The organism is Nitrospiria bacterium, assembly GCA_035498035.1.
Lineage (GTDB): Bacteria > Nitrospirota > Nitrospiria > JACQBZ01 > JACQBZ01 > JACQBZ01.
In genome coordinates, this window is record DATKAN010000019.1 from 17,578 (window position 1) to 32,618 (window position 15,041).

Here is a 15,041-nt window from a genome sequence, read left to right on the forward strand (position 1 = left end):
GTGAAGGCGCATCCATTGATCCTGGCCTCCCTGAGCGGCGTCCTGTGCTTCCTGAGCTTCCCGCGCTACGACTTCGAAGCCCTCGCCTGGATCGCGCTCGTTCCCCTCTTCCTCGCGCTCGAAAATCAGACGGTTCGAAAATCCTTCTGGCTGGGCTGGTCGGCCGGCACGGTCTACTTTCTCGGAACGGTCCACTGGGTCACGAACACGATGATCCGTTACGGAAAGCTCCCGGCCGTCGTGAGCTATCCGATCATGCTGCTGTTCGTCGTCTATCTCGGGCTGTACGTCGCCGCCTTCGCCGCGCTGTTTGTTTTCTTGAGACGGCGGACGACCTTCCCGGCGACGCTGTCGGCGCCGGTGCTCTGGGTTTCCCTGGAGCTCCTGCGGACCTACGCCCTCACGGGCTTCCCGTGGGCGGCGCTGGGCTATTCGCAATACCTCGCGTTGCCCGTGATTCAGGTTGCGGACACCACGGGCGTCTACGGGGTTTCCTTCCTGGTCGTGCTCGTCAACGTCGCCGTCGCGGAGGGGGGGCTGGCGCTTCGCGTCCCGCGATTCCGCCCGGCCGCCTGGAAACCCGTCGCCACGGCGCTCGTCGCGGTCGCCCTGGTCCTTGGGTACGGGGCCTGGCGACTGTCGCAGGATCGTCTCTCCCAACCGCCGACCCTCCGGGTGGGCGTGGTCCAGGCCAACATCCCCCAGGACCGGAAATGGGACGCCCGATTCCGCCAGGAGACGATCGACCGCTACGAACGGCTTTCCAACGACCTCTCGTCCCGATCGATCCGGCTCCTCGTCTGGCCGGAGGCGGCCATGCCGTTTTTCTTCGAGGAGGACGAGGCCTTCCGTCAGCAGGTGGTGGATACGGTCCGCGGAGATCGCGTCCCGCTGCTTTTCGGAAGCCCGGCCGTGACGACCGTCGGGAATCAGCTCCGCTTGTTCAACAGCGCCTATTTCCTGTCGGCCGACGGACGCCTGCTGGGACGCTACGACAAGATGCACCTCGTCCCCTTCGGGGAGTACGTTCCCCTGGAGCGGCTTCTTTTCTTCGTCAACAAGATGGCGGAGGGCATCGGCGATTTTCTCCCTGGGGAGGACTACACGGTGATGACGCTGCCGTCCGTGGATGAATCGCAACAGACGGCGCAGGCGGGCCCTTCCCCCAAGATCGCCACGGTGATCTGTTTCGAGGTGATCTTCCCGGACCTCGTCCGGCGCTTCGTCAAACACGGGGCGCAACTGATGATCACGATCACGAACGACGCCTGGTTCGGCGACTCCTCCGCGCCCTACCAGCATTTCTCGATGGTCGTCCTCCGGGCCGTCGAGAACCGCGTCCCCTTCGCGCGCGCGGCCAACACCGGGGTCTCCGGCTTCATCGACCGGAGCGGGCGGATCCAGAAGACCAGCCCGATCTTCGTCGAGGCGGCGCAGGCCGACGCCCTCCGGCTGCGCACCCAGACCACGTTCTACACCCGGCACGGTGACATTTTCGCCTATGTCTGTGCTATAATGGCGTCGTTCATGATTTATACGGCGGTCCGAACCCGGCCGCAAGGAGAGGAGTTTTCCTATGCTTGAAGAAGAGAAATCCCAGTTGAACCTGCTCGAGAACCGACTGAGCGAACTTCGGGGGCATCTTTGACTTCCCGAACCTTCACAAACGGCTCCGTGAGATCGAATCCCGGATGGCCGCGCCCGATTTCTGGAACGACGCGGCGGCCGCGCGTCATCTCGTCCAGGAGAAGACCCGCCTCGAAAAGACCCTGAAGAAATGGGACGAGCTGGAGCGGTCGCGGGAGGATCTCTCGGTGCTGCTCCAACTCGCCGAAGAACAGGCCGACGCCTCCGTCCATTCCGAGATCCAGCAGTCGCTTAAATCCCTCCAGGAAGCGATCCGCCACCGGGAGATCGAGATGCTCCTGTCCGGCGAGAAGGATCCGAACAACGCCATCGTCACGATTCATCCGGGCGCGGGGGGGACCGAATCCCAGGATTGGGCCCAGATGCTCTTCCGGATGTACACCCGCTGGGCCGAGCGCAGCGGCTTTCAGACCGAGTTGATCGACCTGCAACCCGGCGAGGAGGCCGGGATCAAGAGCGCCTCCTTCTCGGTGATCGGCGACTACGCCTACGGCCAGCTCAAGGCCGAGGCCGGGGTGCACCGTCTGGTGCGGATCTCGCCCTTCGACGCCAACAAGCGCCGCCACACGTCGTTCGCCTCCGTCTTCGTCTATCCCGAGATCGAGGACGACGCCGAGCTCGAGCTGGACGAGCAGGAGATCAAGATGGATGCCTTCCGGTCGAGCGGTCCGGGCGGCCAGAACGTGAACAAGGTCTCCTCGGCCGTACGGCTGACGCACATCCCCACCGGCATCGTGGTCGCCTGCCAGACCGAACGCTCGCAGCACAAGAACCGCTCGATGGCGATGAAGCTTCTTCGCGCGAAGCTCTACGAGCTGGAGCAGGAAAAAAAGAAAAAGGAGATGAGCTCGATCGTGGGCGAAAAAAAGGAGATCGCCTGGGGCAGCCAGATCCGCTCCTACGTCTTCCAGCCCTATCAGATGGTCAAGGATCACCGGACGAACACCGAGGTCGGAAACGTCTCGGCCGTGATGGACGGCGACCTCGACGTCTTCATCAACGCCTACCTCGTCCAGTCGATGAAGGCGGCAAAGACGACCGGGTAGCATCCCCGTAGGGGGGAACGGCCGTGCGCCCCTACAAAACCAATGCATCGAATTGACGTCTTCATCGGAAAATCAGTATAATCCGACGACCTGAAACGAAAGCGATTTTTAATCGGCGGGCAAAGCGGGGGAGGACTTCGGCGAGCTCATTGGAGCCGCTTTGCCGGTGGAGGGGGCGACGTGAGCCCCTATGAAAATGGAAGAACAAAACGACCAGTATCTCCAGCGGCTCAAGAAATCGGACGAGCTCAAGGCCTCCGGCATCGCCCCGTACGGCCGCCGCTTCGAGGCGACCGACACCGCCCTCGCGTTGTCTGAAAAATACGCCGCCGCAACCAAAGAGGCGTTGGAGAGCCGGTCCGTCCCCTGCCGGCTGGCCGGACGCGTCGTAGCGCTGCGGCGCTTCGGCAAGGCGGCCTTCGCCCATATTCAGGACGGGACGGGACGCATCCAGGTCTATTTTAAAAAAGAACAATTGGATGCCCCGGGCGTCGCGGTCTTCGAACAGATGGACCTCGGCGACATCCTCGGCGTCTCCGGCCGGCTGTTCCGGACGAAGACGGAGGAGTTGACCGTCCAGGTCGAGACCCTTACGCTGCTCGCCAAGTCGCTCCGTCCCCTGCCCGAGAAATGGCACGGACTGACGGACGTGGAGATCCGCTACCGCCAGCGTTATCTCGACCTGATCAGCAATCCCGACGTCCGCCGGGTTTTCCTCCAGCGCAGCCGGATCATCGCGGCCGTCCGGGAGTTTTTGAACGAACGGGGCTTCCTCGAGGTCGAGACGCCGATGATGCAGCCGATCCCCGGCGGCGCGGCCGCGCGGCCCTTCATCACGCACCACAACACGCTGGGGATCGATCTTTATCTGCGCATCGCCCCGGAGCTCTACCTGAAGCGGCTGATCGTGGGCGGCCTGGAGCGGGTCTACGAGATCAACCGGAACTTCCGGAACGAGGGGATCTCGACCGTTCACAATCCGGAATTCACGATGCTCGAGTTCTACCAGGCCTACGCCGATTACCAGGACCTGATGGCGATGACGGAGGCGCTGTTCGGCTTCGTGGCGGGGCGGGTGCTGGGCGGCTTGACGTTTGCTTATCAGGATCACACGATCGACCTGACGCCCCCGTGGAAGCGGATCCCGTTTCGGGAAGCGATCCGGGCGATCGTCCCCGACCGGTCCGTATTGGAAAACCGTCAAAAACTTCTCGACTTCCTCGCTCAGAACAAGATTCCGGCGAAGGGAAACGAGCCGATGGGAAAGCTTCAACAGGCGCTGTTCGAGGCCCGCGTGGAACCCTCGCTGATCCAGCCGACCTTTATCACGGACTACCCGACCGAGATCTCGCCGCTGGCCAAGCGGAAGGAGTCCGATCCGGAGCTGACCGACCGCTTCGAGCTGTTCGTCACCGGGCTGGAGCTCGCCAACGCCTTCTCGGAGCTGAACGACCCCCTGGATCAGCGCCGGCGCTTCGAGGACCAGGTGAAAAGCCGCGCGGCCGGGGATCTCGAGGCGCATCAAATGGATGAAGACTACCTGCGCGCGCTGGAGCACGCGATGCCCCCGACCGCCGGAGAGGGCGTGGGGATCGACCGCCTCGTGATGCTCCTGACCAACCAGACCTCGATACGGGACGTGATCTTCTTCCCCCAGCTCCGTCCGGCCCGCCTTCCGGACGCGCAGGAGAAACCGTGATGCTGCCCTACGAATTATTCATCGGCCTGCGCTACCTCAAGGGCAAGCGGCGGCACCGGTCGATCTCGCTCAACACCTTCATCTCGATCGGCGGGGTGACGCTGGGCGTGGCCGCGCTGATCGCCACGCTGGCCGTCATGACCGGGTTCAAGGAGGACCTCCGGGACAAGATCCTCGGAACGAATTCGCACATCGTGATCTCCGACCGCACGCGCGACACGATGAAGGACTACCGCGCCGCGCTCGACCGGGTCAAGAAGGTCCCGCACGTTCTCGCGGCGACCCCGTTCATCTACAACCAGGTCCTGCTCACCGCCGGGGGCAGCGTCTCGGGCGTCGTCCTAAGGGGGATCGATCCGGCGCTGGAGCCGACCGTCACCGACATCCAGAAGAATCTGGTTCAGGGCGCGCTGTCGGACATCGCCAAGCCGCCGGGGAAGTCCGCCGACGGACAGCCGATTCCCCCCGGGATCATCGTGGGCAAGGAGCTGGCCGCGCGGCTCGGGACCTTTTCAGGCGACATGATCAACGTCGTCTCCCCCACCGGAACGCCGGGGCCGCTGGGCATCATCCCGAAGATCCGGAAGTTCGAGGTGGTCGGGATCTTCGACTCCGGCATGTACGAATACGACTCGTCGCTGGCCTACATCTCGATCGGGACGGCCCAGGACTTCTTCAACCTGGGCGACACCGTGACGGGCATCGAGGTCAAGGTGGACGACATCTTCCGGGCCGACCGGATCGCGAAGACGATCGAGGACGCGCTGGGATTTCCCTACTGGGCCCGCGACTGGATGCGGCTCAATAAAAATCTGTTCTCGGCCCTTCAGCTCGAAAAGATGATGATGTTCGTCATCCTGATCCTGATCATCCTCGTGGCCTCCTTCAACATCGTCGGGACGCTCACGATGATCGTGGTCGAGAAGAGCCGCGAGATCGCGATCCTCAAGGCGATGGGCGCCACGCGGCGGGAGGTGATGCGGATCTTCATGGTGGACGGGCTGGTGATCGGGGGCATCGGGACGATCATCGGGATCCCGCTGGGCTATTTCGTCTGCTACCTCCTGCACGCCTTCTACACGTTGCCCAGCGACGTCTATTACATCAGCCACCTCCCGGTCACGATCCGGGCGGTCGACGTGACCCTCGTCTCGCTCTCGGCCGTCACGATCAGCTTCATCGCGACGCTCTTCCCGTCCTGGCAGGCCGCGCGCCTGAACCCGTCGGAGGCGCTGAGGTACGAATGATCAAGGTCACCAACCTCACCAAGACGTTCCTCATGCCCCAGCCGCTGCCGATCCTCAAAGGGATCAATCTGGAGGTTTCGAAGGGCGAGATGCTCTGCATCGTCGGGGCGTCGGGCGTCGGAAAGAGCACGCTGCTTCACCTGCTCGGCGGGCTGGACCGGCCGACCTCGGGCACGGTCGCCTTCGAGGGGGAGGACCTGTTCGCGCTCACCGACAACCAGCTCGCCGCGTTCCGGAACCGGCGGATTGGATTCGTCTTCCAGTTCCATCATCTTCTCCCGGAATTCACGGCGCTCGAGAACACGATGATGCCGGGCCTGATCCAGGGCTGGAAATGGCCGGCGGCCGCGAAGGAGGCCGGCGCGCTGTTGAACGCGGTCGGCCTCGGAGAACGGCTCCACCACCGGCCGGGCGAGCTCTCCGGCGGCGAGCAGCAGCGGGTCGCCGTCGCGCGCGCGCTGATCCTGAAACCCGGCCTCGTCCTGGCCGACGAGCCCACCGGAAACCTCGACAGCCACACCTCGGACGAGGTCTTCGCCCTGATGCGGGGGCTCAACAAACAGCTCGGCCACACCTTCGTCCTCGTCACCCACAACGAGAAGCTCTCGGCCCAGGCCGACCGGCTCGTCCACATGGTCGACGGAAGGATTGTGGAAGAATAATCCCGGATCCGGGGACTCCCTGCCTGAGCGCTTAGTCATGTGAACAGACAAGGCGCGGCTGTTGACCGGACGGCGACCTCGGCTTTTATTTGGGCACCCGACTTGGCGTAGGGCGCGGCCTCGATAAACATCGAGGTAAATTTCGGCTGCCTCACCTTGCCGGAATTTAGCGGCCGAGCCTTAGTCGGGTCAAATAAAAGCCGCAGGAGCAGGGAGGTCTCAGCCGTGTCTTGTCTGCTCCGGCCGACGGCCCGAAGCCGGGGGGTGGAGGAAGGGACCCGGCGCTTGAGGACGTCGCAATACTCAAACCACCGCCGGGGATGCGGTAACGGCCGCTTCCCCGGCCAATCCCAAACCGATTCACGAGCCGATCTCCCTCGAACGCATTGGGTCGGTTTCGGAATCCCCCGGCGAGGGCTGGAGGCCGGAGCATGATGGATCAAACCAGAAGGGATTTAATACAACAGAGGCAACGGCATCATACTGTCGGAAGCGGCGCCACGCCCAGCATCGAGCGGACGGCCGCGCCGAGAAAACCGTCGTTCAGGACCGAGCGGATGACCGGGCCGTGCCAGTCAAAATGGACCTTGCGCTCGATCAGGGGAAGCACGCCCTCGAGGCCGGCGAGGTCGAAGAGGCGGTCCACCTGCCGGTCCGATAGCCCCGAATAGAACTCCCGAAGCAGGAGGCCCAGCCGCAGCTCGGCCCCGAGGCGGGCCCGCCAGCTCCGGTCGTAGGGCGAGAGCGCCGCGCGCGAGAGGTCGCCCGCGCGGAAGGCCCCGACCGCCGCCCGGGCCGCCGTCTCGGCGCAGAGCAGCCCGTAGTAAATCCCCCCCTGCGTCGTGGTCTTCACCTGGCCCGCCGCCTCCCCCACGACCATCAAGCGGTCCGCGACCGTTTCGTCGAGCGTGCCCACCGGAATGGGGCAGGCCTGGATCCGTACGGCGCCGCCGGTGTCCGCCGTGCGAAGCGACCGGACTTCCGTCCGCCGGAGGATCCGCCGAAGGTATTGCGCCGCCAGGCGGTCCGTGACGACCCCGATCCGGGCGAGGCCGCCGCCGATCGGGACCGACCAGCCGAAGCCCCGGGGCGCGAAGCGGGCGCCGAGATAGATCCCGGCCTCCTTCCGATCCCGGAACGGAATCACGGCCTGCGCGGCCTGGACGCGGTGCCGGGGGCCCGGGAAACCGCAGCGCCGGATCAGGCCGGACCCGAAGCCGGTCGCGAGCACGCACAGCCGCGCGCGAAGCTCGTGCGGCTCGCCGTCCCGGAGCCACTCCACCCGCACGCCCTCCGTCCCGACGGCGATATTCCGGACCCGGCTTCCGGTCCGGAGCTCGGCCCCGGCCTCCACCGCCCGGCGGGCCAGCGCGGAATCGAATTTCTTGCGGCAGACGATCATCGCCAGCGGCGAACCCGCCCGGTAATCGACCGTTTTTCCCGACGGGGAATGAAAACGGACCCGATCGATACGGCCGAGGATCGCCCCGTTCGGAAGGTCGAAGCGCTCAAAGGCCTCCCGCCCGATCACCCCGGTGCAGATCACGCCGTCGCCCGCCTCGGCATGCTCCTCAAACAATAAAACGTCCAGCCCCTCTTCGGCCAGGGATCGGGCCATGGCGGAACCGGCCGGCCCGGCCCCGACGATCACGACATCGCGCATCCGCTTCCTCCGCTTGATGGGCCGCTATCTTAACTGTCCCCGCGCGCGGCGTCAATGATTTTTCGAACCATAGAACACGTAGGGGTTGCCCCTGATCAGGGCAGGCACACGGGTCTGCCCCTACCTCCGCACCTAAACCTTTTTCCCCCGTGCTTCCCATTTGCCGCGGAAGGTGATCCGGAAGGAGAGCGCGATCAGTCGGAGGTCGAGCCAGAATGAACGGGACCGTACGTAAAGCAGGTCGTAGCGAAGCTTTTGCCGACGCGTCGCGTCCCGCGGCGCGTAGATCTGGGCCAGCCCGGTTAGGCCGGGCAGAACGCGGTGGCGGAGATGAAAATTGGGAATAACGCTGTTTAGACGATTTATCCCACTCTGTTCTTTGAATTCATCCATTTCTTTATGGACTAACCCACTTACTTCAAATATTTCATCCTTCTTAGCATCAACAATACCACTTTTTAAATTGCGGACGGCTCTTTCCCGCTCCATCCTTAGGCCTTTTACCTCGATCTCGACCCGCCTCAGCGCCCTCGGTCCCACGAAACTCATGTCGCCCCGGAAGATATTCCAGAGCTGGGGAAGCTCGTCCATCGCGGTGGCCCGAAGCCACCGGCCGACCCGCGTAACCCTGGGATCGTCATAGGCCGCCTGGACCGGCCCGCGCCCCGCCTCGGCATTCGGGACCATCGAGCGGAATTTCAAGGCCTGAAAAATCTTTCCATTTTTGCCGACCCGCTCCTGTCGGTAGAAAACCGGCCCGCCGTCCTCCAGCTTGACCAACGCGGCGAAGAGCGCCCAGAGCGGCGAGGAGCCGATCAGACCGATCCCGGAGAGACCGATGTCGAGTGCACGTTTCAATCTTGAGGCCGGACGGGCTTTTTCGATGAGGCCTTGCAGCGTGAGCCCGAACCGCCGCGTCGCGTCCGAACGGTCGAACCGCGTCTCAAAAACCTTGCGGGCCCTTTCGCCGAAAAGCCGGCGCCTTTCCGGTTCCCCGTACAGTTCCATAACGGCCCGGCGGAACCCCCCGACATCTCCCGGCTCGATTACAAACCCGCACTTTCCCTCCTCGACCACGCGGGCCGTCTCGCTCTCCGCGGGACCGATATAAAGGATAGGCCGCCCGGCCGCCAGCGCGCCGTACAGCTTGCTGGGAACGATCAACCCTTCCAGGCCCGGCCGGAGCGTAATCAGATGGAGGTCGCCGCTGCTCAAACTGAAGGCCAGATCGTCCTCGGCCTGGAAGGGAAGAAATTTCATATTCGACCCTCCGCGCGATCGCTCTTCCACCTCTTTTTGTTTCTTCCCGCCGCCGATGAAGAGGAACACGATGTCATCATGGGCTTTCAGCCGTTCGGCCGCGTTCAGTACGGTTTCGAAGGGATGGGCCAGTCCCATATTGCCCGAATAGAGAACGATGAATTTGTTCCGCAGGCCGTGCCCGTCCAGGAATGGATTGGTCTCGGGCAGGACGGGGCGGACCCGCTCCCCGTCGGCCCAGTTGTGAACGACCCGGATTTTTTCGGGATCGACCCCCCGGACTTGAAGAAGATCCGACATGAACTCGCCGACGGCGATCACCCCGTCCGACGCCCGGAGCGCCCGGAGGGACAGAAACTTTAAAAACATGGCGACAGCGGATCGCTCGCGGAGGATCCCGAGACGGACCGCGACCTCCGGATAGACGTCCTGGCACCAGCAGACGTACGCGGAGCCCTTCAAAAGACGGAGAATCGGCCCGAGGGCGAAGAGGAGCGGGGGATCGCTCAGAAAAACGACGACGTCCTGTCTCGGAAGCCGGAGGGCCTCGATCAAGGCCCGCGGATAAAAGGAAATACTGTTGAGGACCCAACGCCACACCGCACGGCGGTCGAGCCGCAAGGCCCGAACGCGGCGGACCCGGATGCCCCCGCGCATTTCCCTTTCGGGATACCGCGCGGCCGCGTCGTCGGAGGCGGCATCGCCCGCGATCACGGTGACGCGATGGCCGGCGCGGGAGAGATCGGTCGCGAGATCCGTCAGCATCCGGCTCGTCCCGGAGGGATCGGGATAAAAGTAGCGATTGACGAAAAGGATCTTCATGGGCTAAAACATGTCAGGAGTAAGGAGAACGTATACGCCCCGTTGCTTTCTCTCCTCACTCCTCACTATTTACTCCTTACGCCTTTTCAATCCAGAAATTCCCCATCACCAGCCGGTCCATCTTCGTCCGGAGAAAACAGTCCACCGCCTCTTCCGGGCGGGCGACGATCGGCTCGTTTTCGTTGAACGAGGTGTTCAGCAGGACCGGGACGCCGGTGAGTTTTTCAAAGGCCTTGATCAGCTTCCAGTACCCCGGATGGGTCGCGCGGTCCACCGTCTGGAACCGTCCGGTGCCGTCCGCGTGGGTCACGGCCGGGATGACGGACCGTTTCTCTTTTTTGACCGGGTAGACCTTGAGCATGAAGGGGTCGGGGGTGCTCTTCTCGAAATAATCGCCGGCCGCCTCCGCAAGGATCGACGGCGCGAAGGGACGGAAGGCCTCGCGCCGCTTGATGCGCGCATTGAGGACGTCCTTCATGTCGGCGCGACGGGGATCGGCCAGGATGCTGCGGTTTCCGAGCGCCCGCGGCCCCCATTCCATGCGGCCCTGAAACCAGCCGACGACCTTCCCGTCCGCGATCGCCCGCGCCGTCCTCCGGCAGAGCTCGTCTTCGTCGCCGATTTCGGTCACGATGCATCCCCGCTCTTTCATCTCCTCACTCCTCACTCCTAACTCCTTGCTCAAATCGGCTTCGCCGAATTGCGGGCCCCAGAAGGCATGGTCCATCACGAAGGAGCGGGGAAGGCCGGGGACGCGATGATGGACGTCGTAGGCGGACCCGACCGCTGTGCCGGCATCGCCCGGCGCGGGCGGAATATAAATCTTCTCGAACGGCGTCCGGTCGGAGATCTTGCCGTTGGCGACGCTGTTCATCGCGCAGCCGCCGGAAAGACAGAGCGATCGGAGTTTGGTGCGTTCATAGAGTTTGTTGAGAATGGAAAAGTAGGTCTCTTCGAATACGACCTGCAATGAGGACGCGATGTTCTGATGGCGTGATGTAACTTCCTCGTCCGGCTTCCGGGCCGGGCCGAGCAGGCATTCCCACCGGTCCGAATAGATCGGCCCGACCGCGGGCTCGCCGCGCTCCCAGGTCATGGGGACGCCCCCGGTGTGATGGCGGAAGAAGCGCAGATCGAGCTCGAAGGTCCCGTCTTTTTTTAAACGGATGATCCTCCGGAAGGCGTCCGGGTACTCCGGCTCCCCGTACGCCGCCAGGCCCATCACCTTGTACTCGTCGCCGTATTTCGGAAATCCCAAATATTGCGTCGCGGCGGTGTAGAGAAATCCGAGCGAATGCGGGAACAATATGTTGCCTTTTACATCAATCCTGTTGCCTTCCCCGATCCCCCACATCGTGCTGGTATAATCCCCCAGTGCATCCACCGAGACGACCGCGGCCCGGTCGAACGGCGAGACGAAAAATCCCGAGGCCATATGCGCCCGGTGATGTTCGATATGATGTACCCGGGCCTTTATCTCCTCACCCCTCGCTCCCAACTCATTACTCATTACGCCCTTTATATTCCCGACGCGCGAGCGGTTGCGCATCCGGTCGGCCAGATACGACCATTTCGGCCGATGGCCCAGGGCGAAAAGGACCTTTCTCCAGAAATGGGCCTTCGGGTCGCGCGAGACCGCGACATGATCCACGTCATGGATCGAGACGCCGGCCTCGGAAAGACAGTACCGGATCGCCTCGGCCGGAAACCCGGCCCAGTGCTTGATCCGCCGGAACCGCTCCTCCTCCGCCGCCGCGATCAGCTTTCCGTCCACGACAATCGCCGCAGCCGCATCGGCGTGGTATGCGTTTATACCGAGTATGATCAATTTTAATTCCCTTTTAGCTCATGACGGCAGGCCCGGCCGTGACGGCATCCACGACACCGCCACGCCGGCCGCCGCATCTCCGCATGTTCTACCTTCTGGTCCTTTTCTTGGCCTTTTTTTTCTTGGCCGTGGCCTTCTTCTTCTTTGCGGCCGCTTTCTTCTTAGGCAAATGACCACCCCCTTTCAAGCCCCGAAGTTTGTTTCGAGGTCAATCCTCCCTGTGAACTCCTACCCATTCCCAGACCCGATTCCCTCCCACCGAACCCACCAGCCGTACTTGTTTTGGCCCCCTCGCAGACGACACTATATATAATGATGCAACCCCCATTATATTGCTTCCCAGCCAAAAGGAACGATACAACGAATCCGTGAGCCTAAAATCAACCCTGGTCGTTCTTTCCTCAAAATCCGACGGGCCTCAAATAGAATGACCAAAAACAGCCTGTCCCGCTACGAACAAGGGATGATCATTGTTTTTGATTCGTCAACTCTTCGATTGCCCGAGCGACCAGTTCCAACATTCTTGAGGGCGGAGGCGGCACCGGCTGTTTATTCCGCCACCGTGCCTCAGCAATTGCAGCGGGTAGATCTTCAGCCTCATACGCCGGAATCACCCGCCCCTCCGCCGCAAGCGCCTTGACCAGTCCGATCTGATTATCATCTAAAATCTCGCCGTACTTTACCCGACGTGGCATCACAACTGGCACTTTACCCGCCGCAAAACAATGATGGAGCGTACCGGCTCCTCCATGGCAGATGATAAGGTCGGCATCACGAACCGCATGAGGGAATTGTTCCAATGGGAAAAAATCCACCTGTTTACATTGCGACGCCCGAAAACTTGAGTCGTTTCCGGACTGAATAATGACAACATCATCTCCGAACGCACCTTCGCTCGAAAGCTTATCGACAGCTTCAAATAGACGCCTGAATCCCTGGGTCGCATTGCCCGCAGTAACAAGGATCATACTAGCGGCCCTCCGTAAATCCCGTTCGGGAAAATCTTTTTCAACGACGGCCATTGATAGAAGAACCGGTCGGCCAATCGATGCATTATCCGTCCCGAAAGGGACGGTTCTGTTACCCTATTGAACGTTTCGATAAATATCGTACGGATACCAAAAAATTTCCCCGCAATAGAAAACGGCACTACAGGCCCTGCGCCAGTGCTCAGTATAATTCTCGGACGTTCTTTACTAAGGATGCGCCAGGCCTCCCACAAATTCACCCAAAATAGCCAATCACGTTCCGAGTGCCGAATGAAATAAGTTTTCCCCTCCATATCCTTCGGTAGCAAAACACGGTCGTTCAAGACATAAAAATGTTCATAACGATCATAGACCGGTTTCAGCGCACGAACTTCGGTCAGATGTCCGCCACAAGAAGATACGATGCAGATTTTTGGTTTTGGAAATTCCATGACTGGCTTTCAGCTAACCTACAAGGCTCCGGAAGAGTTTAATCATACTCTTTGCCTTGGAATCCCAAGTGAAATCATTTTGCATCCACTTTCGGCCTCGTTCCCCCATCTCGCGCAAGGGCATTCTGGTCATGCGTTCGATTGCTTTTGCCAGGCTTTCCGGATCATTTTCCACCCAAAGACCGCACCCTATTTCTTCCACCCGTTTCCACGGCGTTCCTTTGCTAGCGACCACCGGCACGCCGTGTGCCAGGGCTTCGGCTATCACCATTCCGAAGTTCTCGGTATGGGAAGGAACTATAACAATATCTGTATTCTCAAAAAGACTTTGCTTAATTTCTCCTTCCACTGCTCCAACCATCTGTACCTGCCGTGCCAACATAAGGTCTTCTATTCGGACTCGGAGAGACTCGACATAATCAAGATCGCCGGACCCTGCAATCGTGAGCGACCAGGTGACACTTGAAAAACTGTTCAGAAGCTTGCAGGATGCCAAAATGTTTTCAATGCCTTTTATGGGATGAAGTCGACCCAGGTAAAGCAGACGGAGCGCTCCGCTTCTAGGAACGCGGGTTAGTTGGTCCGGAATTTCTATGCCGTTAGGGATGACAGCTATTTCGACATCGGGAAGCCGTTCCAGGCTATCCTTTGCCTCTTTTTTCGAAGTAACATGCAGTGTTAATTTTTTAGGAGCCGCCATCCGACACACCCATTCCCATACAGCCTTCAACATTGGGTGCGTGGAACCTTTCCACCGCTGCAACGCCCCATGTGGCGACCAGACTAACGGCTTACCCGAGATTTTGCAGAGAAATAGAGTTGGGATGGTCGGAAAAGAGTACACTGCCGACAAATAAACCACATCGGCCCAATGAATATAGGAAGGCAATAATCGTAATAGGGTGGGCGTAACCGAATTGCCTATCCATCTGTGGCAATATCGAACACGTACACCTGTGGCTATCTGTACCTCATGATCCGTCTTCACATCCAAGACCGCTTTGGGGCCATTTGCGTCCGTTGTCAGAACACGGACATCACAACCATTAACCGCCAAGTAACGACACAGATAAAAGGTTGATTCTACCGGTCCGCCGTAAACATGTGCAGGTTTATAAGCAGGTATTATATGAAGGATTCTCATTAGACGATTAAATTTTCGAATGTAACTCGACCTTGTCCGAAATATTCGGATACAATCGAGCCAGTGCTGCAGCAATACCGACAGTCAGCCAGAAATAATCATCTATTGCTCGTCCAGCATGAATTATTGAGACAAATAGAACAATGGCTACCGAGCTGATCAAGATTCTACGTTTCCAAGAAGGTTGGTATTGGATTCCAGACAAATGCATGCGCATTAATTTCCATAAAATTAATCCAATAATACAAACGCCGACTATCCCATAAGACCCTATTATCTTAAGTAGGCCAGCTTTAGCATCCCATGTAGGGTTCATCATATATCCCAGCAAAGAGGGATCATTCGGAAGGAAAGAAAATCCATAGCGTGGCAGATTTCCTCCCCCCACGCCAATTAATGCCCATTGTGGCTCATTCTTCAGAAACTCTATCACGACCATATCATACTCTTCTAAATTTCCCACACGATCAACAACACGCTGTGACCAGATACCTGATATACTTTCCATCGCTGCCATAGGAACTTGGGGTTCTATGAGTAAAATTGTCGTGCAGCTTATTGCTATCACAAAAAATACAACGGCTAATTTCAACATTCTATTCT

Annotated in this window: 12 protein-coding genes; 5 read left to right on the forward strand and 7 right to left on the reverse strand. The window is 60.3% G+C overall.

Annotated features, from left to right (window positions below; all coding sequences use genetic code 11):
* The 5 genes from lnt (at position 1) to VMN77_03335 (ending at position 6,301) form a co-directional block, all read left to right on the forward strand.
* A complete protein-coding gene (lnt, locus tag VMN77_03315) occupies positions 1-1,584 on the forward strand; it encodes an apolipoprotein N-acyltransferase (protein ID HTN42805.1) in 1,584 nt (527 codons plus the stop codon).
* Positions 1,577-2,693 (forward strand): peptide chain release factor 2 gene (gene prfB / locus VMN77_03320; protein HTN42806.1). Its coding sequence is split into 2 segments (ribosomal slippage): positions 1,577-1,633 and positions 1,635-2,693, totalling 1,116 coding nucleotides; the frame shifts between segments, so codons are not numbered across the junction. The genes lnt and prfB overlap by 8 nt, the downstream gene beginning before the upstream one ends.
* A gap of 196 nt (positions 2,694-2,889) precedes the next feature.
* Positions 2,890-4,392 carry a lysine--tRNA ligase gene (lysS, locus tag VMN77_03325; protein HTN42807.1) on the forward strand — a complete coding sequence of 501 codons (1,503 nt, stop codon included), beginning with the start codon at positions 2,890-2,892 and terminating at the stop codon, positions 4,390-4,392.
* A 2-nt stretch (positions 4,393-4,394) separates the two neighbouring features.
* Positions 4,395-5,639, forward strand: coding sequence for a lipoprotein-releasing ABC transporter permease subunit (locus VMN77_03330; protein HTN42808.1), 1,245 nt, complete (start codon positions 4,395-4,397; stop codon positions 5,637-5,639).
* A complete protein-coding gene (locus VMN77_03335) occupies positions 5,636-6,301 on the forward strand; it encodes an ABC transporter ATP-binding protein (protein ID HTN42809.1) in 666 nt (221 codons plus the stop codon). The genes VMN77_03330 and VMN77_03335 overlap by 4 nt, the downstream gene beginning before the upstream one ends.
* Positions 6,302-6,779: 478 nt before the next feature.
* Here VMN77_03335 and VMN77_03340 read toward each other — a convergent pair whose 3' ends face one another.
* From VMN77_03340 to VMN77_03370, 7 genes are all read right to left on the reverse strand, one after another.
* On the reverse strand, positions 6,780-7,964 hold the full coding sequence (locus VMN77_03340) for an NAD(P)/FAD-dependent oxidoreductase (protein HTN42810.1): 1,185 nt from the start codon (positions 7,962-7,964) through the stop codon (positions 6,780-6,782).
* Between the two features lie 132 nt (positions 7,965-8,096).
* Positions 8,097-10,046, reverse strand: coding sequence for a sugar transferase (locus tag VMN77_03345; protein ID HTN42811.1), 1,950 nt, complete (start codon positions 10,044-10,046; stop codon positions 8,097-8,099).
* Between the two features lie 76 nt (positions 10,047-10,122).
* A complete protein-coding gene (locus VMN77_03350) occupies positions 10,123-11,874 on the reverse strand; it encodes a carbamoyltransferase C-terminal domain-containing protein (GenBank protein ID HTN42812.1) in 1,752 nt (583 codons plus the stop codon).
* A gap of 467 nt (positions 11,875-12,341) precedes the next feature.
* Complete coding sequence (locus VMN77_03355; GenBank protein HTN42813.1) at positions 12,342-12,842, reverse strand: glycosyltransferase; 501 nt, start codon at positions 12,840-12,842, stop codon at positions 12,342-12,344.
* Positions 12,839-13,294: a PssD/Cps14F family polysaccharide biosynthesis glycosyltransferase gene (pssD, locus tag VMN77_03360; GenBank protein ID HTN42814.1), complete on the reverse strand. Its 456-nt coding sequence runs from the start codon at positions 13,292-13,294 to the stop codon at positions 12,839-12,841. Before pssD ends, VMN77_03355 begins: the two co-directional genes overlap by 4 nt.
* Before the next feature lie 13 nt (positions 13,295-13,307).
* Positions 13,308-14,438, reverse strand: a complete 1,131-nt coding sequence (locus tag VMN77_03365; protein HTN42815.1) for a glycosyltransferase — start codon at positions 14,436-14,438, stop codon at positions 13,308-13,310.
* Positions 14,439-14,445: 7 nt separating this feature from the next.
* The coding region (locus tag VMN77_03370; protein HTN42816.1) for a hypothetical protein at positions 14,446-15,041 on the reverse strand (596 nt) is incomplete at its 5' end.